The following is a 25,899-nucleotide window of genomic DNA, read 5'->3' as shown; positions in this document are numbered from 1 at the left end:
AACAAAGAGGTTTATTCGTAGTTCATGGTGAAGGCAACTTGTGCCTGCACGGTACCGGCGGATACTGGGTTAGTGGTTTGATCCCAACCCTGGCCCTGGGTATAAGCTACTTTGTAGTACAGCTTAGCCGCGCCGCTTGTATCAACAGTGGCCTGCTGAGTGTTGTTAGTCTGGTCGATTTTCACCAGATCGGTTTTGGTATTGCCATCGTTGCTCAGTACGAGGTTAACGTTCTTCGCAGAACCCTGAGCGTTTGCTGGTGGAACCAGCAGGCCGCCTTCGGTAGAAGTAGAACCCGCCCAGGAGTTGAACTGTGCAGATGCTTTAGCCACGGTAGCAGTATCACAACCGGTCAGCGCCAGGTTGAATTTTTTCTGGCCCAGGGTGCTGGTAGTACCCAGTGCAGTGGTGCCAAAATCAGCAACAGATACGGTGTCCAGGGTGACATCGAAATCATTACCACTCTGGTCAATTTTCTGATCCAGGGAAACTTTACAAGTGGTGTTAGACACCATGCCGTGGAAAGTAATCGTACCTGTGTCACCTGGAACAGCTGCAACTGCGGAACCTGCGCTCAGAGCCAGTGCAATTGCCATACCCATGCTAACTTTTTTAAAAGACATACCAATATCCATATTTTGAAGTTAAAACATTTAAATCAATAATTTTTTTTTGGAGCTATTGATTTAAAATCTGAAATGTTATTTCGTGGCGGATTCTAGAGATTTATTTGGGATAAGACTAGTCAACGGGGGTGATTAAAACTGCAGGTTGGTTTAAGTTTTTCTTAATGGGTGGGAATTATGATTTGGGAATTATATAATATAATTCTCTGAGATTTCTTTGGTTATTTATTTAAATCCTATTAAATGCGCTATAATTGATCGTGGCTTGCACAAAAAAGACTGGACTCATTTTGATAGTGAATGGGATAAAAATGAGTCCAGGGAAAAGAAATCAGGCGACCTGAACAGGAATAGCTTTTGCCGTGCGCTTCATTTCGTTATCGCCTTCAAAATAGGCCACTTTGGGCTGCCAGCGACGCGCTTCTTCGTCAGACATCATCACGAAGCTGGCGATGATCACGATATCGCCCACCTCTGCGCAGTGTGCTGCCGCGCCGTTGACGGAGATGATTTTGGACCCGCGTTCGGCGGCAATTGCATAGGTAGAGAAGCGTTTGCCGTTATTGACGTTCCAGATATCGATCGCTTCGTTCTCAAGAATACCCGCCGCGTCGAGGAAATCCTGGTCAATGGCGCAGGAGCCTTCATAGTGCAGGTCTGCCTGAGTCACTTTCACACGGTGAAGCTTACCTTGCAGCATTTTGCGAATCATTACGTTTACCTTTCATCTTCCGGGTAGAAAAACTACGCCAGCTCAACCACTTTGTTGTCAATCAGGCGAGCCTGGCCAAGCCATGCCGCCACCAGAATTACCGCACGTTTGCTTGTCTCTGCAAGTTCGAGCAGCGTATCAGCATCGCGGATTTGTACATCGTCAGCCCGGAGACCTTTGTCGTTCAGCGCCTGTTCCGCAAGAGCAATAATCTCTTCTGCGGTTAATGCTTTCGCCAGAAGCTGTTCTGCCATGCTGTTCATGACCTTGCTTAACGCGGGGGCGATTTTACGCTGCTCGGCGGTCAAATAGCCATTGCGGGAGCTGAGCGCCAGCCCGTCTTTAGCGCGCACGATCGGCACGCCCACAATCTCAATATCATATCCCATGTCCGCCACCATTTTGCGGATCAGCGCCAGCTGCTGGAAATCTTTCTCGCCGAAGCAGGCGATATCCGGCTGTACCAGGTTAAACAATTTGCTGACAATGGTAGAGACGCCGCGGAAATGGCCCGGACGGCTGGCGCCTTCCAGCATGGTCGAAATTCCCGGAACGTCCACGTAGGTTGCTTCGCCGGTTCCCTGAGGATAAACGTCTGCCGGAGACGGCGCGAAAACAATGTCCGCCTGACGCTTTTTGAGCTTCTCGCAGTCTTCCTGCAGGGTACGCGGGTAGCGCGCCAGGTCGTCTGCGCGGTCAAACTGCATGGGGTTTACGAAGATACTGACCACCACGATATCTGCACGGGCTCTTGCTTCGTCGACAAGCTTCATATGGCCGTCATGCAGGTTGCCCATGGTCGGGACCAGTGCGATACGTTTACCTTCCTGACGCGCGCGACGGATGTGCTGGCGAAGCAGCGGCAGGGTTTCAATGATTAGCACAACGAGACTCCTTAATGGAAACTGTGTTCTTCACCCGGGTAAACACCGGATTCAACGTCGGCAATATACTGCCTGACCGCGGCGCGCATGTCGCCCGCTTCGGTAAGGAAATTTTTCGCAAATTTCGGGATATGCCCACCGGTAATACCAAAGGCGTCGTGCATCACTAAAATTTGCCCGTCGGTCACGTTGCCAGCACCAATACCAATCACCGGAATCGACAGCGCTTCAGTGATACGTTTCGCCAGTTCAACAGGCACGCACTCCAGTACCAGCAATTGCGCGCCTGCAGCTTCCAGCGCCAGGGCATCATCAAACAGCGTCTGTGCCGCATCGCCACGGCCCTGCACCTTGTAGCCGCCAAAGATGTTGACGGACTGTGGCGTCAGGCCCAGATGGCCGCACACCGGCACGGCGCGTTCGGTGAGCATCTTCACCGTATCCACCAGCCAGGCTCCGCCTTCAATTTTGACCATATTGGCCCCGGCCCGCATGACCGCCGCCGCGTTTTCGAATGCCAGCTCCGGTGTGGCATAGGCCATAAACGGCAGATCGGAAAGCAGGAGGCAGGCTGGCGCACCGCGGCGCACGGCGCGGGTATGGTAAGCAATATCCTCAACCGTGACCGGCAGGGTGGAATCATGTCCTTGTACCGTCATCCCTAACGAATCTCCGACCAGCATGACGTTGATACCCTCTTCGGCAAACAGTTTGGCGAAGCTGTAGTCATACGCGGTGATGGTGGCGAAGCGTTTTTTTTCCTGTTTGCATTTCTGCAGTAAGGAGATGGTGGTTGGTTTCATACTGTTTCCTGATAGCCCAAAGCGAATCTTTGCGCATTCTAACAGTAACATTCCGGGGAACAATGATTTTAGGCAACCGATTAACCACAATTATTTAGCGGCCAACCGGTGGGGGAGAGGTTTACCAGCGAGCGGGTTTTTCCGCGTTCAGGTTGTCCAGAACGGTCTTTAACGAGGTACCGTCCGGGAAGGTGATATCGGGGGCGACTTCAAAGAGCGGCCAGAGCATAAATCCGCGATTTTTCATATCATAATGCGGTACGGTGAGGCGATCGGTATGAATCACCTCCTGGCCAAACAGCATGATGTCGAGATCGAGGGTGCGCGGTCCCCAGCGTTCGGCTTTGCGCACGCGGCCCTGCTGGAGCTCAATGCGCTGGGTATTATCCAGCAGCGCTTCTGCATCAAGGGCTGTTTCCAGCACCACGGCAGCGTTCAGATAATCAGGCTGATCCTGTGGGCCGAGCGGCGGGGTACGATAAAACGACGAGACGGCGACGATCCGGCTTTGCGGAATCTCGCCCAGCGCCTTTACGGCAGCGTTAACCTGCTCCAGCGGAGAGGCTAAGTTACTGCCGATGGCGATACAGGCGAGTGTCATGCTGAACCTTCACGACGCGGCGCACGTTTGCGCGGACGACGATGACGGCGACGCGGTGCGGGCTCTTCATCCAGCCCGGTCAGCATATCCTTCTGTTCCGGCGGAGCGGAAACCTGGAATTCAGCCCACCACTGGGCCAGACGCTGCAGCTCCTGATTGCGTTCAATTTCCGCACGCAGGGACAGCAGATCGAACGCGGCGCGGAACTTTGGATGTTCCATCAGTTTCCAGGCGCGTTTGCCCTGGCGACGGGACATGCGCAGCTGAAGCTGCCAGATGTCGCGCACCAGCGTGGTAATACGTTTCGGGATCGCCAGCGTACGGCACCCTTCGTCCAGCACGTCGTTTGCGGCCAGCGCAAAGGCATCGTAATAGGCCAGGCCGCTCTCCTGAGTAATTCTTTGCGCGGTTTCCAGCAGGGGATACCAGAACATCGCCGCAAACAGGAATGCCGGGTTCACGCGCATGTCATTCTGGATGCGGGTGTCGGTATTTTTCAGCACCTGCGCAATCATGCGCTCCATCGGGCTGTCACCGTTTTCGGTGAAGTAGCGCGTAATGGTCGGGAACAGCGGCTGGAACAGGTTGTATTCGCGCAGCAGCTTGTAGGTTTCAAACCCGTAGCCAGCCTGCAATAGCTTCAGCGCTTCTTCAAACAGACGGGCAGGCGGCACGTCGTTGATCAGCGTCGCCAGACGCGGGATCGGCTCTGCCGTCTCCGGGCTGATGCGCATGTTGAGCTTGGCAGCGAAACGCACGGCACGCAACATACGCACAGGATCTTCGCGATAACGCGTTTCTGGCGTGCCGATCAGGCGGATCAGGCCCTCTTTCAGGTCCTGCATACCGCCCACGTAATCACGCACGGTGAAATCCGCCACGCTGTAATAGAGGCTGTTGATGGTGAAGTCGCGGCGCTGGGCATCTTCTTCGATAGAACCGAAAATATTGTCACGCAGCAACATACCGTTCTGGCCGCGCTGGGAGGTCGTGCGATCGGATGCGCCCGCTTCGTGGTGGCCGCGGAAGGTCGCCACTTCGATAATTTCTGGCCCAAACATGACGTGAGCAAGACGGAAACGGCGGCCAACAAGACGACAGTTACGGAATAATTTGCGCACCTGCTCAGGCGTGGCGCTGGTCGTCACGTCGAAATCTTTTGGTTTTTTGCCCAGCAGTAAATCACGCACCCCACCGCCAACGAGATAGGCCTCGTAGCCCGCTTTATTCAGACGATAGAGCACCTTGAGGGCATTTTCACTGATATCTTTGCGGGAAATAGTGTGCTGCTCACGCGGAATAACCGACATGTGTGGCTGTGCAATAGCATCGTTCGCCATGCTCTCTTCGCGGCTTAGCACTTTACGGCAAAAATTAGCGACTCGGGTAAAAATGGTACACCTCGTAGTGTGTTTTGTTATGAAAAAAGCGGCTAATCATAGCTCAGCGCAACGCATTTGAGAATGCTGGATTTTTGGCACCGCCGTGAGCGTCCATTGCGCGATGGCCATTTTCAGCAGTTCGTCAATACGCAGATCCTGCCATTCGTGGGTTACATTTTGGTTGAGAAATCGCAGCGCGTCGATCAAAACAGGACGCGGATCGCCGTCTGGCAGGGCTGGGGCGTGGTTTTGCTTGGACAGTTTAATGCCCTGCGCATTGACCGCCAGCGGCAGATGAAGATAACCCGGTACCGTCCAGCCAAACTGCTGATACAGCGATATTTGCCGCACGGTAGGTTCGACCAGGTCTGCCCCACGCACAATTTCCGTGACGCCCTGGAAATAGTCGTCGACGACCACGGCCAGGTTATAAGCAAACAGACCATCACGACGGTGAATAATAAAATCTTCGCGCGCCAGACGTTCATCGGCACGGATCTCTCCGGAGAGCAGATCGTGGAAACGGGTGACGGGCGCACGTTGCAGCAGGCGCACGGCGGCGTTCTCCGGGGGATGATTGAGCGTACGGCAGTGCCCGTCATAGACGCCGCCAACGCTCTGGATACGCGCGCGGGTGCAGGTGCAGTTGTAGGAAAGCCCTTGCTCAGCGAGCCAGGCCAGACGCTCCCGATACGCCTCGTGGCGTTTTGATTGCCAGAGAACCTCGCCGTCCCAGTGCAGGCCGTAATGTTCCAGCTGACGCAGTATGGTCTCTGCAGCACCGGGAACTTCACGCGGCGGGTCAATATCTTCTATGCGGACGAGCCATTTGCCCTGGCTGGCGCGAGCCTGCAGGTAGCTGCCGAGCGCGGCAATTAATGAGCCGAAGTGTAATTCACCGGAGGGAGATGGCGCGAAGCGCCCGATATAGTGTGATTCAGACATATCAACGTTAACAAGGCGGGAGAGACTCCCGCCTTTGGAGTGGGTAAACAGCGCTGGTATTAACCGGCCATCTGTTTTTCGCGGATTTCGGCCAGCGTTTTACAGTCGATGCACAGATCGGCGGTTGGACGCGCTTCCAGGCGACGAATACCGATTTCAACACCGCACGATTCGCAGTAGCCAAAATCTTCGTCTTCGACTTTTTTCAGCGTTTTCTCGATCTTTTTGATCAGTTTGCGTTCGCGGTCACGGTTACGCAGTTCGAGGCTGAACTCTTCTTCCTGAGCGGCACGGTCTACCGGATCCGGGAAGTTTGCAGCTTCATCCTGCATATGCGTAACGGTGCGATCGACTTCATCCCTGAGTTGATTACGCCATGCTTCAAGAATACGCTTGAAGTGCGACAGCTGGGCTTCGTTCATATACTCTTCGCCCGGTTTCTCTTGATACGGCTCCACCCCAGCGATGGCGAGAATACTCAGGGACGATGTTTTACGGTTTTGCCCTTCTTGCATGTTGCTTCTCCTTAACACGCACTATCGATCCCCGTGTTGGGGGAAAAATCAGGTCGCTATAAATAGCAGATGCTTTTCCGTATGGCAATTATCTAAACGTAACACTTGACAAGCCTGTGAGGAAAAGCGTATTTGCGCACGCGGCCAGAACACATAATCATCAATCGTCTAATCCCTTATAAGACAATGGGAAGAGAGGATCTCAGAGTCATATTATCGGCAGAAAGTTCCGCCTTATAAGCGAAAACCTCTACCCCCTGCTTTTGTGCCTCATTCAACAATTGCGCGTATTTAGGGTCAATATGGCGGGCAGGTGAGAACCGTTCAATGGCTGAATGCAGTACCGCAAACAGCAGTACGGCGCGTTTGCCCGCCGCCGCAACACTCATTAGCTCCCGCAGGTGCTTCTGTCCACGTAGCGTAACCGCATCCGGGAAGTAGCCATTTTCCTGTTCCGCTAACGTCACTGATTTTACTTCAATATAGCACTCCGGCCTGTCTTCCGCCTGTAACATGAAGTCAATTCTGCTGCTTTCATCGCCATATTTCACTTCACTTTTATGCGTACCATAACCCACCAGTTCGGGAATAGTGCCATGGGTCAGCGCTTCCTTAACCAGTTGATTGGCGCGCAGGGTATTAACGCAAATAAATGCCCCACTTTGTGTCTCAGTTATTTCCCAGGTATGGGGATATTTGCGTTTAGTATTTTCTGAAGTGGAATACCAGACCGTGTCACCCGGCGTTGCGCAACCGGTCATGGCTCCGGTGTTGGGGCAGTGCAGAGTGAGCGTTTCCCCCTCAGGTGTCACCACGTCGGCGAGGAAGCGTTTGTAGCGTTGGATCAGCGTGGCGGGCTGGAGTGCAGGGCTAAACTTCATCAGGATTCCTTCATCGTGTCGCCCAGCGTCCAGCGCTGTAGCGGCGTATAGCGTGTGCGTCCTTGAGCAAAGACAGATTCATAAAGCGCGAATGCATTGACCTGGAAAGCCCAGTGAAAACCCGGGGCCGGGAGGGCAACGGCCTGACCGGCATCGCGCAGCAGCGTGATATGCGGATGAAATGGCTGCGGGCTCTGATAACAGCCGCTGCGCGCCGCCTGCGCGCGCAGCATATTCGCCAGCTGCAATAATCCGCGCGGTGGCTGGCGCGTGCCCAGCCAGACCACGCGCGAACGTAGCCATTGTCCTGCATCGTCGAGGTGCAGCGTAAACGGCGGCTGAGAAATCCGCCCGGCCATGGCGGCTAACGCCCGCTGTTTCCCGGCACTTACGTCGCCCAGGAATGCCAGCGTCAGATGCAGGTTCGCGGCCGCAACGGGCCGACCTGCTTCCAGTGGAAAATGTTCAGCGCGCCAGCGTACGATTTGCCGCTGAACAGGGGCGGGCAGCTCAATGGCAAAAAACAGTCGTTTTGACTCAGACATACGGGGGACTCGGTAATGATATGCGCCGATGCTACAATGTACGCCGACTAATGTTAACCCTCTGGAGCTGTTAGTGTCCTCATTGCCAGTCGCCGTCGTCCTTCCCGAGCTTCTTGCTGCCTTACACCACGCCCCGCAGGTTTTGCTTAACGCGCCTACGGGGGCGGGCAAATCCACCTGGCTGCCGCTACAGATCCTCAAAGAAGGGAAGATTGCCGGAAAAATCATCCTGCTGGAGCCGCGCAGGCTCGCCGCACGCAACGTGGCGCAGCGACTGGCGGAACTGCTGAACGAAAAACCGGGCGAAACGGTAGGTTATCGGATGCGTGCCGAAACCTGCGTTGGCCCGTCCACGCGCCTTGAAGTGGTTACCGAGGGCATTCTCACCCGCATGCTGCAAAACGATCCGGAACTGACCGGCGTGGGGCTGGTGATCCTGGATGAATTCCACGAACGCAGCCTGCAGGCGGATCTGGCCCTGGCGCTGTTGCTGGACGTCCAGCAGGGGCTGCGCGACGACCTCCGGCTGCTCATTATGTCGGCGACGCTGGATAACGCGCGGCTGCAGCAGACGCTGCCTGATGCCCCAGTGATTGCCTCCGAAGGTCGTGCATTCCCGGTGGCGCGGCGCTATCAGCCGCTACCTGCCCATCAGCGTTTTGACGAAGCGGTGGCTGTCGCCACGGCTGAACTGCTTCGTCAGGAGCCGGGGTCGCTGCTGCTATTTTTACCCGGTGTGGGAGAAATCCAGCGCGTACAGGAGCAACTGGCATCACGGGTGAGTAGCGACATTATTCTGTGTCCGCTCTATGGCGCGCTGTCGCTGGCCGATCAGCGTAAAGCGATCCTTCCCGCCCCGGCGGGGCAGCGCAAAGTGGTGCTGGCGACCAATATCGCGGAAACCAGTTTGACCATCGAAGGCATTCGCCTGGTGGTGGATAGCGCCCAGGAGAGGGTGGCCAGTTTTGACCCGCGCACCGGGCTGACTAAGCTGCTCACGCAGCGCATCAGCCAGGCGTCGATGATCCAGCGTGCGGGCCGTGCCGGGCGTCTTGCGCCGGGCATTTGTCTGCATTTGAGCAGCGCGGAGCAAGCTGAGCGTGCCGCACAGCAAAGCACGCCAGAAATTTTACAAAGTGATTTGTCTGGCCTGGTGATGGATCTCCTGCAATGGGGCTGTCCTGACCCTGCCCAGCTCACATGGCTCAACCCTCCGCCAGCGGTTAACCTCACGGCGGCGCGCAGCCTGCTGACTCAGCTTGGCGCGCTGGAAGGCGAGCGTCTGACGGCGCGCGGGCAGAAAATGGCGGCGCTGGGTAACGATCCGCGTCTGGCTGCTATGCTGGTGGCCGCGCAAGGGAACGATGAAATTGCCACGGCGGCCAGGCTGGCGGCTATCCTTGAGGAGCCGCCGCGCGGTGGCACTAGCGATTTGGGACAGGCATTTTCGCGTAATCAGGGGAACTGGCAGCAGCGGGCGCAGCAGCTGGCCAAACGCCTGAATAGCCGGGGCGGTTCACCTGGCAGCGATAAAATTGCCTCCCTGCTGTCAGAAGCCTTCCCGGACAGAATTGCCCGCCGCCGCGGGCTGGACGGGCGCTATCAGCTGGCAAACGGCATGGGGGCGATGCTGGACAGCGATGATGCGTTAACGCGTCACGAATGGCTGATTGCCCCGCTTTTGCTTCAGGGGAGCCACTCTCCTGACGCACGTATTTTACAGGCGTTTGCCGTAGACATTGATGCGCTGACCCGCGCTTGTCCGCAGCTGCTGCAGCAGTCCGATATCGTGGAATGGGATGAGACTCAGGGCACGCTAAAGGCGTTTCGCCGCAGTCAGATTGGCAAACTTACGCTCGGGACGAAACCGCTGGCGAAGCCGTCAGAAGAAGAGTTACACCAGGCGATGCTGAACGGCATCCGGGAAAAAGGGCTGAGCGTACTGAACTGGACGCCGGAAGCTGAACAGTATCGTATACGCCTGCACTGCGCCGCGAAGTGGCTGCCGGAACACGGCTGGCCAGCGGTGGATGATGAGACGCTGCTGGCTACGCTTGAGCACTGGCTACTGCCGCAAATGAGCGGCGTACACTCCTTGCGTGCGCTCAAGGCGCTTGATGTTAAGACCGCGTTACAGAATTTACTGGACTGGTCATTACGTCAACGTCTGGATAGTGAGCTGCCTGGGCATTACACTGTGCCCACCGGGAGCCGGATTGCCATTCGTTATCATGAGGATAATCCTCCGGCGCTGGCGGTACGGATGCAGGAGATGTTTGGTGAAGCCACCACACCGTCTATCGCAGAAGGGCGTGTGCCGTTGGTGCTTGAGCTGCTGTCGCCTGCGCAGCGTCCGCTGCAGATCACCCGCGATCTGGGCGCGTTCTGGGCGGGAAGTTACCGGGACGTGCAGAAAGAGATGAAAGGGCGCTATCCCAAACACGTCTGGCCGGACGATCCGGCGAATACGGCGCCGACACGGCGGACGAAGAAGTATTCGTGAATCAGGGGAAGAGGGGAGTGCGGCATGGATTGTGCGGCCTGGATTGTGCGGGCTGATGCCCTCACCCCGGCCCTCTCCCACGGGGAGAGGGAGAAAACTAATTTTGAGAGATTTCTTCTTTCACAGGTCAGTGGAAGAAATGAGAATCGGGCCTTTGCGCCTGAACGTTGCGGAGAAAAAGCATGGCGGGGAATGACCGCGAGCCAATAGGACGTAAGGGAAAACCCACGCGTCCGGCGAAAGAAAAGGTAAGCCGTCGTCGCCTCAGAGATGAGGACTATGACGATGACTATGAAGACGATTATGAGGATGAAGAACCGATGCCGCGTAAAGGAAAAGGCAAAGGGCGCAAGCCTCGGGGCAAACGCGGCTGGTTCTGGCTGCTGCTGAAGCTGTTCATTGTTTTTGTTGTGCTGATGGCGATTTACGGCGTTTATCTGGATCAGAAGATCCGCAGCCGTATCGACGGTAAAGTCTGGCAGTTACCTGCGGCAGTGTATGGCCGTATGGTGAACCTTGAGCCAGATATGTCCATCAGTAAGAACGAGATGGTGAAACTGCTGGAAGCGACCCAGTATCGTCAGGTGTCGAAGATGACGCGCCCTGGCGAATTTACCGTTCAGGCGAAAAGCATTGAGATGATCCGCCGTCCGTTCGACTTCCCGGACAGCAAAGAGGGGCAGGTGCGCGCGCGTCTGACCTTTGACGGCGATCGTCTGGATACCATCGAGAACATGGATAACAACCGTCAGTTCGGTTTCTTCCGTCTCGATCCGCGTCTGATCACCATGCTCTCGTCGGCTAACGGCGAGCAGCGCCTGTTTGTAGCGCGTAACGGCTTCCCGGATCTGCTGGTGGATACGCTGCTGGCAACCGAGGACCGTCACTTCTACGAGCACGACGGCATCAGCCTTTACTCTATCGGCCGTGCGGTACTGGCGAACCTGACCGCGGGTCGTACCGTGCAGGGGGCGAGTACGCTGACTCAGCAGCTGGTGAAGAACCTGTTCCTCTCCAGCGAACGCTCCTACTGGCGTAAAGCCAACGAAGCGTACATGGCCGTGCTGATGGATGCGCGTTACAGCAAGGATCGTATTCTTGAGCTGTACATGAACGAGGTTTACCTCGGTCAGAGCGGCGATAACGAAATCCGCGGCTTCCCGCTGGCAAGCCTGTACTACTTTGGCCGCCCGGTGGAAGAGCTGAGCCTTGACCAGCAGGCATTGCTGGTGGGCATGGTGAAAGGGGCGTCCATCTACAACCCGTGGCGTAACCCGAAACTGGCGCTGGAGCGTCGTAACCTGGTCCTGCGTCTGCTGCAACAACAGCAGGTGATCGATCAGGAACTGTACGACATGCTGAGCGCGCGTCCGCTTGGCGTGCAGCCGCGCGGTGGGGTGATCTCTCCTCAGCCTGCGTTTATGCAAATGGTGCGTCAGGAGCTGCAAAGCAAGCTCGGTGATAAGGTCAAAGATCTCTCCGGCGTGAAGATCTTCACCACCTTTGACTCCGTGGCCCAGGATGCAGCAGAAAAAGCCGCGGTGGAAGGTATTCCGGCACTGAAGAAACAGCGCAAGCTGAGCGATCTGGAAACCGCCATGGTGGTGGTTGACCGCAACACTGGCGAAGTACGCGCGATGGTGGGCGGTGCCGAGCCGCAGTATGCGGGCTATAACCGTGCCATGCAGGCGCGTCGTTCGATTGGTTCTCTGGCAAAACCGGCGACCTATCTCACCGCCCTGAGTCAGCCGAATCTGTATCGTCTGAACACCTGGATTGCCGATGCGCCAATCTCACTGCGTCAGCCTAACGGTCAGGTCTGGTCCCCGCAGAACGATGATAAACAGTTCAGCGGCCAGGTTATGCTGGTGGATGCGTTGACCCGTTCCATGAACGTCCCCACGGTTAACCTCGGTATGGCGCTGGGCCTGCCTGCGATTGTCGACACCTGGCAGAAACTGGGCGTGTCGAAAGATCAGCTGCATCCGGTTCCGGCGATGATTCTGGGGGCACTTAACCTGACGCCGATCGAAGTGGCACAGGCGTTCCAGACCATTGCCAGCGGCGGTAACCGTGCGCCGCTTTCGGCCCTGCGCTCGGTGATTGCCGAGGATGGCTCCGTGCTGTATCAGAGCTTCCCACAGGCAGAACGTGCGGTGCCTGCGCAGGCGGCCTATATGACGCTGTGGACCATGCAGCAGGTTGTGCAGCGGGGTACTGGCCGTCAGCTGGGGGCGAAATATCCGGGTCTGCATCTGGCGGGTAAAACCGGGACCACCAACAACAACGTCGATACCTGGTTTGCCGGTATTGATGGCCGTGAAGTGGTGATCACCTGGGTAGGCCGTGATAACAACCAGCCAACCAAGCTGTACGGTGCAAGCGGGGCGATGTCGATTTACCAGCGCTATCTGGCGAATCAGTCTCCGGTGCCGCTGAACCTGGTTGCGCCGGAAGATATCGTCGATATGGGCGTGGACGGTTCCGGTAACTTTGTTTGCGGCGGTGGGATGCGTACCCTGCCGGTCTGGACCACCAATCCGGACTCCCTCTGCCAGCAGAGCCAGCCTGAACAGCCAACGGGCAACCCGTTCGATCAATCTTCTCAGCCTCAGCAGCCGCAGCAACAACAGCCGCAGCAGCAGAATGAGAAGAAAGACAGCGATGGCGTAGCCGGCTGGATTAAGGACATGTTTGGCGGGAATTAATTAATTTCCTGAATAAAAGGCCGCTTTATTTTAAAGTGGCCTTTTTTATTTTTTACAGTCCGCAATCCTTTAAAAAAAGTTAATTCAAAATTAAGAATTCCTAAGATTCATTATTTTTTATTTAAAACATAGTCTTGTGCGCCATTATGTGCAGGAGGTTTTTAGGCTATCTGGACACTGGTAAGAATGATCTGATTTAATCGCCTCAAGGAATCACAGGCTTTCCTGAAACATGGCTGGGTTAATTACCCCTGTATGAGTGATATAAGCGCTTAAATAACATTCTGACGCACAGTATTGGGGCGGGAATGGATGACTGCATCGATATATATAAGGATATGATTATGAGTAAGTATGTTCTTTCTTCATTTTTGGCTGCAAGCATAATCGCAGCGCTGTCTCAGCCAGCATTTGCCGGAAACGATTCTGGCACGGTGAACTTTGCCGGGAAAGTGGTGGCCGACACCTGTGAAATTAATGTTGATGGCTCCGGTACGACCTCGTCAACCGTCACGTTCCCCGATACCTATGCGTCGGACTTTGGCACTGATGGCGCAGTGGGCACCAGCAAAACGTTTAATATTGAAGTGAAAAAATGTGACCCGCTGGTTGCCAAACTCAACCTCAAATTCAGCGGAACGACAACGGATGCCGCGCATAAACGTCTGAAGAACGACCTCAGCGGCGCCGGTAATGCCACCAACGTTGGCATCATCGTCAGCAATGAAAACGGCACGAAAGACGATGTGGTATTTGATGGCTCCCTGCCTTCGACGGGAACGGATGTGGCTAACGATGCGACGGGAACAAATGCGTCAGTCTTTAACTACATCGCGAAGGTGATTCAGATTGGTGATACTGCACCCACCGCAGGCCGCTATTCCTCTTCGGCAACTTTCGAGGTTGTCTATCGCTAAGTCATTACAGGCAGCCTTTATGGCTGCCTTTTGGAACGTTGTATGAAGACTTTATTTAAATTGTTATGTGGTTGTTTAATTATTTCTTGTCTGTCAGCGCAGGCCAGCGTGGTTCTGGGTGGTACGCGTATTATTTATCCATCAAATAAAGCTGAAGTACAAATAGCCCTTAAAAATAAAGATCCCCATACGCGTTATCTGGTACAAAGCTGGGTCAGCTACGCCAATAATGCAAAAGCGCCTTTCGTTATTACGCCTCCTGTTTATAAGCTGCAGGAAAACCGTCAAACCCTTTTACACGTTATTTTTACTGGCGATAAAAAAAGCCTGCCATCAGACCGTGAATCGCTGTTCCTGGCGAATGTGAAATCGGTCTCCGCGCTGTCGCCTGAGCTGAAAGAGAAAAATACCCTGCAGTTCGCGATGAAAACGCGGCTGAAGCTTTTCTGGCGCCCGTCTCAGTTAAAAGAGGCCGATGCGCTGGTGGCGGATGAAAAAATCACGTTCCGTCGTCAGGGCGACACGCTTATTGCTAAAAACCCCACGCCGTTTTACGTCTCCTTTGGCGAGCTGGCCGTGGGCGGGAAAAGCGTACCGGTGAAAGAGACCGAAACCACGCCGGGGGCTATTTCGATGATGGTTGCACCGTTTAGCGAGCAGCATTTTGCGTTGCCAAAAGGGGCGACGGGTGCGGTGACCTGGACGGCAATCAATGATTTTGGGGCGCAAACCCCTCAGCGCAAGCAGGCCCTTTAACGGGATCGTGTTGGAATGCTATGTCCTCTCCCTCTCGCCAAAAACAGGTATGGTCCGGGATCGTGCTCGCGCTGTTCGTCGCGATCCCGCCTGCGTGGGCTGATGACGAATTCAACCTGCGGATCCTTGAGCTGGATACGCCGCTGGAAAATACCGCTACGCTCAAAAACTTCATTAATGATAACGGATTGCTGGCAGGGCGCTATCTGACCACCATCATGTGGGATCGGGACGTCGTGGATAAACGCGAGGTCACCTATGTGCTTTCTGACGATAAGCAGCAGCTTCTGCCGGAGCTGACCAAAGCGGATCTGCGTGAATTCGGCGTAAACGTCGACGCGGTGCCGGATCTCAACGATCTGAACGACGCGGCCTGCATTCGGGATATCTCCCATTTCATCGAACATGCTCGCTACGATTACAATCAGGATAACCAGACCCTGACGCTGGTCATTCCCCAGGCCTACCGCAACCGCGCGGCTGCGGGCGCCATTAACCCGAAACTCTGGGATGACGGTGCTCCGGCGGCCTGGACAAGCTATCAGCTCAGCGGTTCTCAGCAGCACTACAGCACGGGTCAAACCTCATCAACCTGGCTTGGCCTGACGTCGGGTCTTAATCTGGGCGCGTGGCGGCTGCGCAACAACAGTACCTGGAGTGACTCTTCGGGCTGGGAAGCCATCGCCACCACCCTGCAGCGCGATATCAAAGCGCTGAAAAGCCAGCTTGAACTGGGCCAGACGTACACCAACAGCGAGCTGTTCGACAGCGTGCAGATGACCGGCCTGACGCTGGAAACGGATACGGCGATGCTACCGGTCAGCCAGCAGGGGTTTGCGCCAGTCGTGCGGGGGATTGCCAACAGCGATGCAAAAGTCACCATTAAGCAAAACGGCTACACCCTTTATCAAACCAACGTCTCGCCGGGGCCATTTGAGATCCGTGATTTAAGCCAGGTCGCCTCCGGCGCGGATCTGGAAGTCACCGTTGAAGAGGCGGATGGCTCGGAGCATAGCTTCATACAGGCCAGCGCGTCGGTGCCGGTCCTCCAGCGTGAGGGCGGGTTTAAGTATTCGCTGGCGGCCGGGCGTTATCGCGGCAATGAAGGGGAAGATGAGCCCACCTTTGTGCAAGGTACGGCTATTTATGGCCTGCCGTATGGCGTGACGGCCTACACCGGCGCTCAGGGGGCGTCGATGTATCATGCACTATTGCTGGGGGTTGGCGCGGATTTGGGTCACCTGGGCTCAGCCTCGGTGGATATCACCACCGCGAGAACCGCCTTTGATGACGGACGTGATGACGCAAATGGACTCTCATGGCGAGCGCAGTATTCAAAAGATATTCCCGACACAGATACCACCGTCACGCTTGCCAGCTACCGCTATTCCACCTCCGGGTTTTATACCTTTCAGGAGGCTATCGATCAGCGCGACAGCGAGATTGATGACGGCATTTATACCTATCGCAGAACCAACAACCGCCGAAGCCGCATGCAGGTAAACCTTTCCCAGCGGCTTTCTGACTGGGGTTCGGCGTATCTTAACGGCTATCAGCAGGATTACTGGGATATGGACGGCCACGAGCGTAGCGTCAGCGCCGGGCTGAGCTCCAGCTGGCGGAATATTACCTGGTCGATAAGCTACAACCTGACCCGCACGCCAGATGCCGATTCCGATCGGCAACTGGCGCTGAACGTCAATATCCCGTTATCGCACTGGCTCTCTAACGCGTGGGCAAACTACAGCGTAAATACCGCAAGCGGCGGGTATGTCTCGCACCAGGTGGGGATCGGGGGGACCGCGCTTGAGGATAACAAGCTGAGCTTTAACCTCCAGCAGACCTACGCCAACAAAGATACGGGCTATGGCGGCAGCGTATTCGGGCGCTATCGCGGCTCGTCCGGCGAAGTTGGCATGGGGTACAGCTACGGCGGGGATAACCGCCAGTGGAACTATAACGCTCAGGGATCCATCGTGGCTCACGGTCAGGGCGTTACGCTGGGGCAGCCCGTGCGGGACGCTTTCGCGATTGTACACATCAACGACGGAGAGGATGTCAACGTTCAGAGCGGCCGCGGCATTTATACCGATGCGTTTGGTAATGCCATCGTGCCGTCGCTTACCGCTTACCGACACAACACCCTCACGGTAAACACGCAGGAACGCAGCGATATTGATATTGACGCGGCAATGTTAGATCTCGTGCCGACAAAAGGCGCGGTGATACTGGCGAACTTCGAGGCCCGCGTTGGGCGCCGCGCGCTGGTCACGCTGCGTCATCAGGGTAAACCAGTGCCGTTTGGTGCCATCGTGGCGCTTGATAACACCAACGCGATTGTCGGGGATGATGGCGAGGTCTACCTCTCAGGGCTTAATGGACACACATCGTTCAGCGCGCAGTGGGGAGAGGCGGGCGACGAACAGTGTTATGGCGTCATCGATTTACCCGATGACAATGGCGAGGGAATCATTAATACCGCGGTCAATTGCCAATGAGGCTGGAGAGAAAATGCGCGTGACTATTCTGGTGAGAACCGTTATCTCTGCCGTACTGCTGGTCGCCGCCGCGCGGGTACATCCGGCATTTGCTCAATGTACTTTCAGCGGCGGGGATGGATCTGGCGGCATTGTTACCTTTCAGCTTCCAGCGGTCTTTATGCTCGATCCCGATACCCCTGTGGGGACCGTAATTTATGACAATGCCGTCGAATCCAATGAAATTACGGTGCACTGTGGCGGAGCTGACGCGCAAATCCGGCGCGGCTATTTGACCCTGACGGATGCCGACGCGCGTGAGGACGTTCTGCCGGGAGTCTATAAAACCAACGTGCCGGGGATTGGCATCCGTGCGGCGGCGTCAAGCGAACGGTTGCCCGACTATATAGAGGAGGACCTCATTCGTCCCTGGCAGTATTATGGCTACAAACATGGCGGGTCTGATGGCACCCACGTCTTTCGGGCCGCCGCTCAACTGGTGGTCATCGGCCAGGTCCAGGACGGGATGCTGGATACCTCGCGCCTGACCTCGCAGGATACGCTCGGCGGTGTCGTGGTCGGTGAAATGCGTTTTTCGCCCACCAGCGTCCATATTACGACCAATACCTGTAATCTGGTTGACCGTAACATTTTTGTTCCTCTCAAAACGGTCAATTCTCAGGATTTTGACGGGCAATACTCAGAGATACTGACTGACGGTGGTTTTAAGATTGCAATAAACGACTGCGCGGCGGGAACAAAGATTGACTATCAGTTCACCCGCACGGGGTCGACGGGGGTGACCAACGGCTCGATTTTGGGCATTGCATCCGGTGATGCTGCCGCACAAGGGTTGGGGATTCAAATTCTCGACAGCAACGATACCGTCCTTCAGTTTGACCAGACCTATACTGCGATATCCGCTACGCAGGACAAGGTGCCCGCAGAGATCCCCCTGAAGGCCCGCTACGTCAAAACGGGGGAGGTCAAACCCGGAAAAGTCGAGGCGGTCGCCACGTTCGAGCTGTTTTACCGCTAATGCTTCCCGCCCGCTCCGGCGGGTTTTGGCGATCCTTTCGCTAACATCATTAACCCCCTGTTTTCATCTGGTTAATTCTTAATCCCTCAATTCTCGTAGGGCCGCTTATTGCTTGCTATGCAACCGGCGTTTCGCCTATTATTCTTGCGCTCATAATAATAATTCTCGTTTACGTTATCATTAACCTTTCCATCAGAGATACAACATGGCGCTTTCCAATACTGCTCAGCCAATCAACACGTCGCTGCGAAAAGTCGCGGTCGTCGTAGCCACAGCGGTTGCCGGCATGTCGGCTTATGCACATGCTGCCGAAACCCCGAAAAAAGAAGAAACCATTACGGTAACCGCAGCGCCTGCGGCACAGGAAAGTGCCTGGGGACCGGCGGCAACTATCGCGGCAAGGCAATCCGCGACCGGCACGAAAACCGATACGCCAATTCAGAAGGTGCCGCAGTCTATTTCAGTCGTCACCGCCGAAGAGATGGCGCTGCACCAGCCGCGTTCGGTAAAAGAAGCCCTGAGCTATACGCCGGGCGTGGCGGTTGGCACCCGTGGTGCGTCGAATACCTATGACTATCTGGTGATTCGCGGCTTTGCGGCCGACGGTCAGAGCCAGAATAACTACCTCGACGGCATGAAGATGCAGGGCAACTTCTATAACGACGCGGTAATCGACCCTTACATGCTGGAACGCGCCGAGATCATGCGCGGTCCGGTTTCCGTTCTGTACGGCAAAAGCAGCCCTGGCGGTTTGCTGAACATGGTAAGCAAGCGCCCAACCACCGAGCCGCTGAAAGAAATCCAGTTCAAAGTCGGTACGGACAGCCTGTTCCAGACCGGGTTTGACTTCAGCGATGCCATCGACGACGACGGCGTATACTCTTACCGCTTAACGGGTGTTGCGCGTTCTAATAACGCTCAGCAGGAGCGTGCGGAAGAGCAGCGTTACGCCATCGCGCCATCGTTCTCCTGGCGTCCGGATGATAAGACTACCTTCACGTTCCTCTCTTACTTCCAGAACGAGCCTGAAACCGGCTACTACGGCTGGCTGCCAAAAGAGGGGACGGTTGATCCGCTGCCGAACGGCGATCGTCTGCCGACGAACTTCAATGAAGGCGCGAAGAACAATACCTATTCCCGCAACCAGAAAATGGTGGGATACAGCTTCGATCACGAATTCAACGATACCTTTACCGTACGCCAGAACCTGCGCTTTGCTGAGAATAAAACCTCACAAAACAGTGTTTACGGCTATGGCGTCTGTACCGACCCGGCGAATGCGGGCAACAAACAGTGCGCCGCGTTAGCCCCTGCTGACAAAGGCCATTATTTGGCGCGTAAATACGTTGTCGATAATGAAAAGCTGCAGAACTTCACCGTTGATACCCAGTTGCAAAGCAAATTCACTACCGGTGAGGTGGACCACATCCTGCTGACCGGCGTTGACTTTATGCGCATGCGTAACGACATCAACTCCTGGTTCGGCTATGACGACTCGGTGCCGCTGCTGGATCTCTACAACCCGGTGAACAGCGATTTTGATTTCGGTTCAAAAGATCCGGCGACCTCCGGCCCTTATCAGATCCTCAACCGTCAGAAACAGACCGGTCTGTACGTTCAGGATCAGGCGCAGTGGGATAAAGTGCTGGTTACGCTGGGCGGCCGTTATGACTGGGCGGATCAGGAATCGTATAACCGCGTGTTGAATACCACCTCCAAACGTGATGATACCCAGTTCACCTGGCGTGGTGGTGTTAACTACCTGTTTGATAATGGCGTAACCCCGTACTTCAGCTACAGCGAATCGTTTGAACCCGCTTCGCAGACCGATGCTCAGGGCAAACTGTTCTCCCCGTCTAAAGGTAAGCAGTACGAAGCGGGCGTGAAATACGTGCCGAATGACCGTCCGATCGTTGTCACCGGTGCGTTGTACCAGCTGACCAAAACCAACAACCTGATGGCGGACCCGGCTGGCTCGTTCTTCTCGGTTGAAGGGGGAGAAATCCGCGCGCGTGGCGTAGAGCTGGAAGCGAAAGCGGCGCTGTCTGCTAGCGTGAACGTTGTCGGTTCCTACACCTATACCGATGCGGAATACACCACCGATACAAATTACAAAGGCAACACGCCTGCTCAGGTGCCTAAACACATGGCATCCGTATGGGGCGATTACACGCTGTTTGATGGCCCGCTGTCCGGCCTGACGCTGGGTACCGGCGTGCGTTACACCGGCTCCAGCAAAGGCGATCCGGCGAACACCTTCACGGTAGGGAGCTACACCGTTGTCGATGCGCTGGTGAGATACGACCTGGCGCGCGTGGGCATGGCAGGCTCGAACGTCGCACTTCACGTGAACAACCTGTTTGATCGCGAGTATGTTGCCAGCTGCTTTAACACCTACGGTTGCTTCTGGGGTGCTGAACGTCAGGTTGTCGCCACCGCGACCTTCCGCTTCTAATCTCTCTTTGGGCACGGTTCGCCGTGCCCTTTTTATTTAAGTTGGCTGATATGCAGGATAATCAAACGCAATCCGACACCACCTTCACGCTCAATCATCTCTCCTTTCGCGTACCCGGACGCACGTTGCTCCATCCGCTCTCTCTGACGTTCCCGGCCGGTAAAGTGACGGGCCTGATTGGTCACAACGGTTCCGGTAAATCCACGCTCCTTAAGATGCTGGGACGCCATCAGCCGCCGTCTGAAGGGGATATCCTGCTGGACGGACAGCAACTGGAGAGCTGGAGCAGCAAAGCCTTTGCGCGCAAAGTGGCCTATCTGCCGCAGCAGTTGCCGCAGGCGGAAGGGATGACGGTGCGTGAGCTGGTGGCGATTGGGCGTTATCCGTGGCACGGGGCGCTTGGGCGCTTCGGTGTGGCTGACCGGGAGAAAGTGGAAGAGGCGATTGCGCTGGTTGGGCTAAAACCGCTGGCGCACCGTCTGGTGGATAGCCTGTCTGGCGGTGAGCGTCAGCGGGCGTGGATTGCAATGCTGGTGGCTCAGGACAGCCGTTGCCTGCTACTGGATGAGCCTACCTCTGCGCTAGATATTGCCCATCAGGTCGACGTGCTGGCGCTGGTACACCGGTTAAGCCAGCAGCGTGGCCTGACGGTGATTGCGGTCCTGCACGATATCAACATGGCGGCTCGCTACTGCGATTATCTTGTCGCGTTACGCGGCGGCGAAATGATTGCGCAGGGAACACCGTCAGAATTGATGCGCAGCGAAACGCTGGAACACATTTACGGTATTCCAATGGGTATCTTGCCTCACCCGGCTGGGGCTGCACCGGTGAGCTTCGTGTACTGATGCTGGACAACACATTTATCAGCCGTCGTCGCCTGTTGACGGCAATGGCGCTCTCACCCCTGCTGTTTAACATGACGACGGCGCGTGCTGCCGCAGTCGATCCTCACCGCATTGTGGCGCTGGAGTGGCTGCCGGTAGAGCTGATGATGGCGCTGGGCGTCACGCCCTATGGCGTGGCGGACATCCCTAACTATAACCTCTGGGTGAACGAGCCGAAGCTGCCGGACTCGGTGATTGACATCGGCCTGCGTACGGAGCCAAACCTCGAACTGCTTACCCAAATGAAACCGTCATTCCTGTTCTGGTCTGCGGGCTATGGCCCGTCAGAAGAGACCATGGCACGTATTGCGCCAGGGCGCGGTTTTTCCTTTAGCGACGGTAAAAAACCGCTGACCGTGGCGAAAAACTCGATCAACGAGATGGCGCATTTCCTCAACCGTGAAACGGAAGCCAAAAAGCATCTCGATGAATTCGATGCCCTGATTGACGCCCTGAAGCCGCGCTTTGCCGGGCGGGGCGATCGCCCGCTGCTGATGGTGACGCTGCTGGATGCCCGCCATATGCTGGTATTCGGTAAAAACTGTCTGTTCCAGGAGGTGCTGGACAGCTTTGGCATTCGCAATGCGTGGGAAGGGGAGATGACCTTCTGGGGCAGTACCGCCGTCGGTATCGATCGTCTGGCGGCGTTTCGTGATGTGGATGTGCTGTGTTTCGACCACGGCAACGAGCGCGAAATGCAAACGCTGATGGCGACGCCGCTCTGGCAGGCGATGCCGTTTGTGCGCGAGAAGCGCTTCCAGCGTGCGCCCGCTGTGTGGTTCTACGGCGCGACGCTATCGGCCATGCATTTTGCCCGCGTACTGGATAACGCGCTGGGAGGTAAAGCATGAGTACCCGTATCGCGCGTTTCCCGGTTCTACTGCTGTCCGTGCTTTTTCTGGCTGCACTGTCATTCACCGGGTTCAATCTCTCGACGGCGTTACCGCGTGCGCAGTGGGGAGTCGCGCTGGCCTCGCCGGATATCGACAATATTCAGCAGATGCTGTTCCACTACAGCCTGCTGCCGCGTCTGGCGATCTCCCTTTTGGTCGGGGCCGGTTTAGGCCTTGTAGGCGTTTTGTTCCAGCAGGTGTTACGTAACCCGCTGGCGGAGCCAACCACGTTGGGCGTCGCTACCGGGGCGCAGCTTGGGATCACGATCACCACGCTGTGGGCATTGCCCGGCGCGTTAACCTCGCAGTTTGCGGCCCTCGCGGGGGCGTGTGTCGTAGGGGCGCTGGTCTTTGGTGTGGCCTGGGGAAAACGCCTTTCTCCGGTAACGCTGATTCTTGCCGGGCTGGTTGTCAGCCTCTATTGCGGTGCGATTAACCAGCTGCTGGTGCTGTTCCATCACGATCAGCTGCAAAGTATGTTCCTGTGGAGCACCGGCACGCTCACCCAGACCGACTGGAGCATCGTGCAGCGTCTGTGGCCGCAGCTGGCGGGCGGGGTCGTGCTGACGCTGCTGCTCCTGCGTCCGCTGACGCTCATGGGGCTGGATGATGGCGTGGCGCGCAACCTGGGGCTGGCACTGTCGCTGGCACGCCTGGCGGCGCTCACGCTGGCGATTGTGCTGAGCGCTCTGCTGGTTAACGCGGTGGGCATTATCGGCTTTATCGGTCTCTTTGCACCGCTGCTGGCAAAAATGCTCGGGGCGCGTCGGCTGCTGGCACGTCTGCTGCTCGCACCGTTGATCGGGGCGCTGATCCTCTGGCTTTCCGATCAGATCATTCTCTGGCTGGCCCGCGTCTGGATGGAAGTGTCTACCGGGTCAGCAACGGCGCTTATCGGTGCGCCGCTGCTGCTGTGGTTGCTCCCGCGTTTGCGCAGCATCAGCGCGCCTGCGATGGACACGGGCGATAAGGTCTACGCGGAACGTCAGTCGGTACTGTGGTTTAGCCTTGCCGGTCTGGGAGTATTGTTTCTCGCCTCGTTTGCCGCACTCGCGTTTGGGCGCGATGCCGCAGGCTGGCACTGGGCAACGGGTGATTTACTCAACGAATTACTGCAATGGCGCTGGCCGCGGATCCTCTCCGCGCTTATTGCCGGTGTGATGCTGGCGGTTGCGGGCTGTATTATTCAGCGTCTGACCGGTAACCCGATGGCGAGCCCGGAAGTGCTGGGGATCAGCTCCGGTGCCGCCTTTGGCGTGGTGCTGATGCTGTTCCTGGTGCCAGGGAACGCGTTTGGCTGGTTGATGCCTGCCGGGAGTATCGGTGCGGCGGTGACGCTGATGATTATTCTGATTGCCTCTGGCCGCGGCGGATTTTCCCCGCACCGGATGTTGCTGGCCGGGATGGCGCTCAGCACGGCCTTTACGATGCTGTTGATGATGCTGCAGGCGAGTGGCGATCCGCGAATGGCGAAGATCCTGACCTGGATTTCTGGCTCAACCTACAACGCTACCGCCAGCCAGGTTGTGCATTCCGGGATCGTAATGATTGTGCTGCTGGCGATTGTGCCGCTGTGTCGTCGCTGGATGACCATTCTGCCGCTCGGCGGCGAAACGGCGCGGGCTGTGGGCATGGCGCTGACGCCTACGCGTGTCGCACTTCTCCTGCTGGCAGCGTGCCTCACGGCAACGGCAACCATGACTATTGGCCCGCTGAGCTTCGTCGGGTTGATGGCACCGCATATCGCCAGAATGATGGGGTTCCGCCGGACAATGCCGCACATTGTGATGTCAGCCCTGACGGGCGGAGTCATTCTGGTATTTGCGGACTGGTGTGGAAGGATGGTGCTGTTCCCGTACCAGATCCCGGCGGGACTGCTGTCGACCTTTATAGGCGCGCCGTATTTTATTTATCTGTTGAGAAAGCAGAGTCGGTAATAAAAGTAAACGGCAATCCTTAGATTGCCGTTTTAGGGTTTGCTCCCTCTCCCTGTGGGAGAGGGTTGGGGTGAGGGCATCACCCCGCACGGACCTTAAAGCTTCGCAAACACCTTACGCGCCGCGTCGATGGTGTTATTGATATCTTCTTCGCTGTGCGCCACGGACATAAAGCCCGCTTCAAACGCCGACGGCGCCAGGTACACACCTTCTTCCAGCATCAGGTGGAAGAAGCGCTTGAAGCGTTCAACATCGCACTTCACGACGTCCTGATAGCAGGTCACGGTTGGCGCATCGGTGAAGAAAATCCCGAACATGCCGCCGACGTGATTGACCACCAGTGGGATACCCGCCTCTTCTGCGGCTTCCAGCAGACCGTTAGCCAGTTGAGTCGTCAGGTCGGTCAGGGTTTCGTGAATACCTGGTTGCGCCACTTCTGTCAGGCAGGCGAAGCCTGCGGCCATCGCAATCGGGTTGCCGGAAAGGGTACCAGCCTGGTAGACCGGGCCCGTTGGCGCCAGCGCTTCCATCACATCCTTACGGCCGCCGAATGCGCCAACAGGCATTCCGCCGCCGATGATTTTGCCGAGGCAGGTCAGGTCCGGCTCAACGCCATAATAAGACTGGGCTCCCGCCAGCGCTACGCGGAAGCCGGTCATCACTTCGTCGATGATCAGCAGGGCACCAAACTCATCGCACAGGGCGCGCAGGCCCGGCAGGAAGTCCGGCTGCGGTGGAATGCAGTTCATGTTGCCCGCTACCGGTTCAACGATGATGCAGGCGATCTCCTGCGGATACTGCTCGAACGCCGCGCGAACGGTATTCAGATCGTTGTAGGTACAGGTCAGGGTATGCTTAGCGAAATCCGCCGGCACGCCAGGCGAGTTTGGCTGGCCGAGGGTCAGCGCGCCGGAGCCTGCTTTCACCAGTAAACAGTCTGCGTGGCCGTGGTAGCAGCCTTCGAATTTAATGATTTTATCGCGACCGGTAAAACCGCGCGCCAGGCGGATCGCGCTCATGGTCGCTTCGGTACCGGAGTTCACCATACGTACCATGTCTATGGTCGGCACCAGTTCGGTCACCAGCTCCGCCATCTTCACTTCCATTTCGGTTGGCGCACCGAAGCTCAGACCACGCTGAGCGGCTTCAATGACCGCGTTACGAATGGCTGGGTGGTTGTGCCCGAGCACCATCGGTCCCCAGGAACCGACATAATCGATATAGGCTTTGCCATCGACATCATACAGATACGCGCCGTCAGCACGTTCAATAAACAGCGGCGTACCGCCCACGCCGGTAAAGGCGCGAACAGGCGAGTTCACACCACCTGGAATAAGCTCCCGGGCTGCACTGTAGAGGTTTTCAGACTTGCTCATGGCGTCGTTCCTGGTTCGTATAAAATGATTAAGCACACTATTCTAAGTGATTCGCAG

21 protein-coding genes are annotated in these 25,899 nt (G+C 56.4%); 10 read left to right on the top strand and 11 right to left on the bottom strand.

What is annotated here, in order from left to right; translation table 11 throughout:
• Window positions 1-11: 11 nt before the first annotated feature.
• The 10 genes from O1723_RS17735 to thpR all read right to left on the bottom strand — a co-directional run bounded on the left by O1723_RS17735 (window position 12) and on the right by thpR (window position 7,894).
• The gene (locus tag O1723_RS17735) at window positions 12-623 is read right to left on the bottom strand and encodes a fimbrial protein (RefSeq protein WP_023336764.1); all 612 of its coding nucleotides are present in this window, start codon (window positions 621-623) and stop codon (window positions 12-14) included.
• Window positions 624-957: 334 nt separating this feature from the next.
• Complete coding sequence (panD, locus tag O1723_RS17730; RefSeq protein WP_014882598.1) at window positions 958-1,338, bottom strand: aspartate 1-decarboxylase; 381 nt, start codon at window positions 1,336-1,338, stop codon at window positions 958-960.
• Window positions 1,339-1,370: 32 nt separating this feature from the next.
• Window positions 1,371-2,222, bottom strand: a complete 852-nt coding sequence (gene panC, locus O1723_RS17725) for a pantoate--beta-alanine ligase (protein ID WP_014882599.1) — start codon at window positions 2,220-2,222, stop codon at window positions 1,371-1,373.
• Window positions 2,223-2,233: 11 nt separating this feature from the next.
• Window positions 2,234-3,025: a 3-methyl-2-oxobutanoate hydroxymethyltransferase gene (gene panB / locus O1723_RS17720; protein WP_023336766.1), complete on the bottom strand. Its 792-nt coding sequence runs from the start codon at window positions 3,023-3,025 to the stop codon at window positions 2,234-2,236.
• A 121-nt stretch (window positions 3,026-3,146) separates the two neighbouring features.
• Window positions 3,147-3,626: a 2-amino-4-hydroxy-6-hydroxymethyldihydropteridine diphosphokinase gene (folK, locus tag O1723_RS17715; RefSeq protein WP_014882601.1), complete on the bottom strand. Its 480-nt coding sequence runs from the start codon at window positions 3,624-3,626 to the stop codon at window positions 3,147-3,149.
• Window positions 3,623-5,020 (bottom strand): polynucleotide adenylyltransferase PcnB, encoded by a 1,398-nt coding sequence (gene pcnB, locus O1723_RS17710; RefSeq protein ID WP_072093610.1) that lies wholly within the window; start codon window positions 5,018-5,020, stop codon window positions 3,623-3,625. Before pcnB ends, folK begins: the two co-directional genes overlap by 4 nt.
• Window positions 5,021-5,062: 42 nt before the next feature.
• Window positions 5,063-5,953, bottom strand: a complete 891-nt coding sequence (gene gluQRS, locus O1723_RS17705; RefSeq protein ID WP_248191248.1) for a tRNA glutamyl-Q(34) synthetase GluQRS — start codon at window positions 5,951-5,953, stop codon at window positions 5,063-5,065.
• A 59-nt stretch (window positions 5,954-6,012) separates the two neighbouring features.
• Entirely contained in the window at window positions 6,013-6,468 is a 456-nt protein-coding gene (dksA, locus tag O1723_RS17700; protein WP_001155232.1) for an RNA polymerase-binding protein DksA, read from the bottom strand.
• Between the two features lie 176 nt (window positions 6,469-6,644).
• A complete protein-coding gene (sfsA, locus tag O1723_RS17695) occupies window positions 6,645-7,349 on the bottom strand; it encodes a DNA/RNA nuclease SfsA (RefSeq protein ID WP_014882604.1) in 705 nt (234 codons plus the stop codon).
• The gene (gene thpR / locus O1723_RS17690) at window positions 7,349-7,894 is read right to left on the bottom strand and encodes an RNA 2',3'-cyclic phosphodiesterase (protein ID WP_248191249.1); all 546 of its coding nucleotides are present in this window, start codon (window positions 7,892-7,894) and stop codon (window positions 7,349-7,351) included. Before thpR ends, sfsA begins: the two co-directional genes overlap by 1 nt.
• Window positions 7,895-7,967: 73 nt before the next feature.
• On the opposite strand from thpR, the gene hrpB reads away from it, so the two are divergent.
• The 10 genes from hrpB (at window position 7,968) to fhuB (ending at window position 24,466) form a co-directional block, all read left to right on the top strand.
• Complete coding sequence (gene hrpB / locus O1723_RS17685) at window positions 7,968-10,397, top strand: ATP-dependent helicase HrpB (protein WP_248191251.1); 2,430 nt, start codon at window positions 7,968-7,970, stop codon at window positions 10,395-10,397.
• A 182-nt stretch (window positions 10,398-10,579) separates the two neighbouring features.
• Window positions 10,580-13,105, top strand: coding sequence for a bifunctional glycosyl transferase/transpeptidase (gene mrcB, locus O1723_RS17680; protein WP_014882607.1), 2,526 nt, complete (start codon window positions 10,580-10,582; stop codon window positions 13,103-13,105).
• Window positions 13,106-13,449: 344 nt separating this feature from the next.
• Window positions 13,450-14,022, top strand: a complete 573-nt coding sequence (locus O1723_RS17675) for a fimbrial protein (RefSeq protein ID WP_014882608.1) — start codon at window positions 13,450-13,452, stop codon at window positions 14,020-14,022.
• 42 nt (window positions 14,023-14,064) lie between these two features.
• Window positions 14,065-14,778, top strand: coding sequence for a fimbrial biogenesis chaperone (locus O1723_RS17670; protein ID WP_023336768.1), 714 nt, complete (start codon window positions 14,065-14,067; stop codon window positions 14,776-14,778).
• 20 nt (window positions 14,779-14,798) lie between these two features.
• A complete protein-coding gene (locus O1723_RS17665; RefSeq protein ID WP_014882610.1) occupies window positions 14,799-17,276 on the top strand; it encodes a fimbria/pilus outer membrane usher protein in 2,478 nt (825 codons plus the stop codon).
• 13 nt (window positions 17,277-17,289) lie between these two features.
• On the top strand, window positions 17,290-18,294 hold the full coding sequence (locus O1723_RS17660; protein ID WP_014882611.1) for a fimbrial protein: 1,005 nt from the start codon (window positions 17,290-17,292) through the stop codon (window positions 18,292-18,294).
• Window positions 18,295-18,499: 205 nt separating this feature from the next.
• The gene (gene fhuA, locus O1723_RS17655) at window positions 18,500-20,749 is read left to right on the top strand and encodes a ferrichrome porin FhuA (RefSeq protein WP_014882612.1); all 2,250 of its coding nucleotides are present in this window, start codon (window positions 18,500-18,502) and stop codon (window positions 20,747-20,749) included.
• A 50-nt stretch (window positions 20,750-20,799) separates the two neighbouring features.
• Window positions 20,800-21,597: a Fe3+-hydroxamate ABC transporter ATP-binding protein FhuC gene (gene fhuC / locus O1723_RS17650; protein WP_014882613.1), complete on the top strand. Its 798-nt coding sequence runs from the start codon at window positions 20,800-20,802 to the stop codon at window positions 21,595-21,597.
• Window positions 21,597-22,487 carry a Fe(3+)-hydroxamate ABC transporter substrate-binding protein FhuD gene (fhuD, locus tag O1723_RS17645; protein WP_014882614.1) on the top strand — a complete coding sequence of 297 codons (891 nt, stop codon included), beginning with the start codon at window positions 21,597-21,599 and terminating at the stop codon, window positions 22,485-22,487. The genes fhuC and fhuD overlap by 1 nt, the downstream gene beginning before the upstream one ends.
• Entirely contained in the window at window positions 22,484-24,466 is a 1,983-nt protein-coding gene (fhuB, locus tag O1723_RS17640) for a Fe(3+)-hydroxamate ABC transporter permease FhuB (protein WP_023336770.1), read from the top strand. Before fhuD ends, fhuB begins: the two co-directional genes overlap by 4 nt.
• Window positions 24,467-24,561: 95 nt before the next feature.
• Here the strand turns inward: fhuB and hemL are convergent, their stop codons facing one another.
• On the bottom strand, window positions 24,562-25,842 hold the full coding sequence (gene hemL / locus O1723_RS17635; RefSeq protein ID WP_023336771.1) for a glutamate-1-semialdehyde 2,1-aminomutase: 1,281 nt from the start codon (window positions 25,840-25,842) through the stop codon (window positions 24,562-24,564).
• Window positions 25,843-25,899 lie beyond the last annotated feature (57 nt).

The sequence above is a fragment of the Enterobacter cloacae complex sp. HYC080_NIDB genome (assembly GCF_056673325.1).
Note: the sequence above shows the minus strand (reverse complement) of the source record. Positions and strands in the feature narration are given on the sequence as shown.

What these genes read in the sequence shown, in the direction of transcription:
- O1723_RS17735 (WP_023336764.1), bottom strand. Translation starts at nt 623, where the DNA reads ATGTCTTTTAAAAAAGTTAGCATGGGTATGGCAATTGCACTGGCTCTG.
- panD (WP_014882598.1), bottom strand. Translation starts at nt 1,338, where the DNA reads ATGATTCGCAAAATGCTGCAAGGTAAGCTTCACCGTGTGAAAGTGACT.
- panB (WP_023336766.1), bottom strand. Translation starts at nt 3,025, where the DNA reads ATGAAACCAACCACCATCTCCTTACTGCAGAAATGCAAACAGGAAAAA.
- folK (WP_014882601.1), bottom strand. Translation starts at nt 3,626, where the DNA reads ATGACACTCGCCTGTATCGCCATCGGCAGTAACTTAGCCTCTCCGCTG.
- gluQRS (WP_248191248.1), bottom strand. Translation starts at nt 5,953, where the DNA reads ATGTCTGAATCACACTATATCGGGCGCTTCGCGCCATCTCCCTCCGGT.
- dksA (WP_001155232.1), bottom strand. Translation starts at nt 6,468, where the DNA reads ATGCAAGAAGGGCAAAACCGTAAAACATCGTCCCTGAGTATTCTCGCC.
- sfsA (WP_014882604.1), bottom strand. Translation starts at nt 7,349, where the DNA reads ATGAAGTTTAGCCCTGCACTCCAGCCCGCCACGCTGATCCAACGCTAC.
- thpR (WP_248191249.1), bottom strand. Translation starts at nt 7,894, where the DNA reads ATGTCTGAGTCAAAACGACTGTTTTTTGCCATTGAGCTGCCCGCCCCT.
- mrcB (WP_014882607.1), top strand. Translation starts at nt 10,580, where the DNA reads ATGGCGGGGAATGACCGCGAGCCAATAGGACGTAAGGGAAAACCCACG.
- O1723_RS17675 (WP_014882608.1), top strand. Translation starts at nt 13,450, where the DNA reads ATGAGTAAGTATGTTCTTTCTTCATTTTTGGCTGCAAGCATAATCGCA.
- O1723_RS17670 (WP_023336768.1), top strand. Translation starts at nt 14,065, where the DNA reads ATGAAGACTTTATTTAAATTGTTATGTGGTTGTTTAATTATTTCTTGT.
- O1723_RS17665 (WP_014882610.1), top strand. Translation starts at nt 14,799, where the DNA reads ATGTCCTCTCCCTCTCGCCAAAAACAGGTATGGTCCGGGATCGTGCTC.
- O1723_RS17660 (WP_014882611.1), top strand. Translation starts at nt 17,290, where the DNA reads ATGCGCGTGACTATTCTGGTGAGAACCGTTATCTCTGCCGTACTGCTG.
- fhuA (WP_014882612.1), top strand. Translation starts at nt 18,500, where the DNA reads ATGGCGCTTTCCAATACTGCTCAGCCAATCAACACGTCGCTGCGAAAA.
- fhuC (WP_014882613.1), top strand. Translation starts at nt 20,800, where the DNA reads ATGCAGGATAATCAAACGCAATCCGACACCACCTTCACGCTCAATCAT.
- fhuD (WP_014882614.1), top strand. Translation starts at nt 21,597, where the DNA reads ATGCTGGACAACACATTTATCAGCCGTCGTCGCCTGTTGACGGCAATG.
- fhuB (WP_023336770.1), top strand. Translation starts at nt 22,484, where the DNA reads ATGAGTACCCGTATCGCGCGTTTCCCGGTTCTACTGCTGTCCGTGCTT.
- hemL (WP_023336771.1), bottom strand. Translation starts at nt 25,842, where the DNA reads ATGAGCAAGTCTGAAAACCTCTACAGTGCAGCCCGGGAGCTTATTCCA.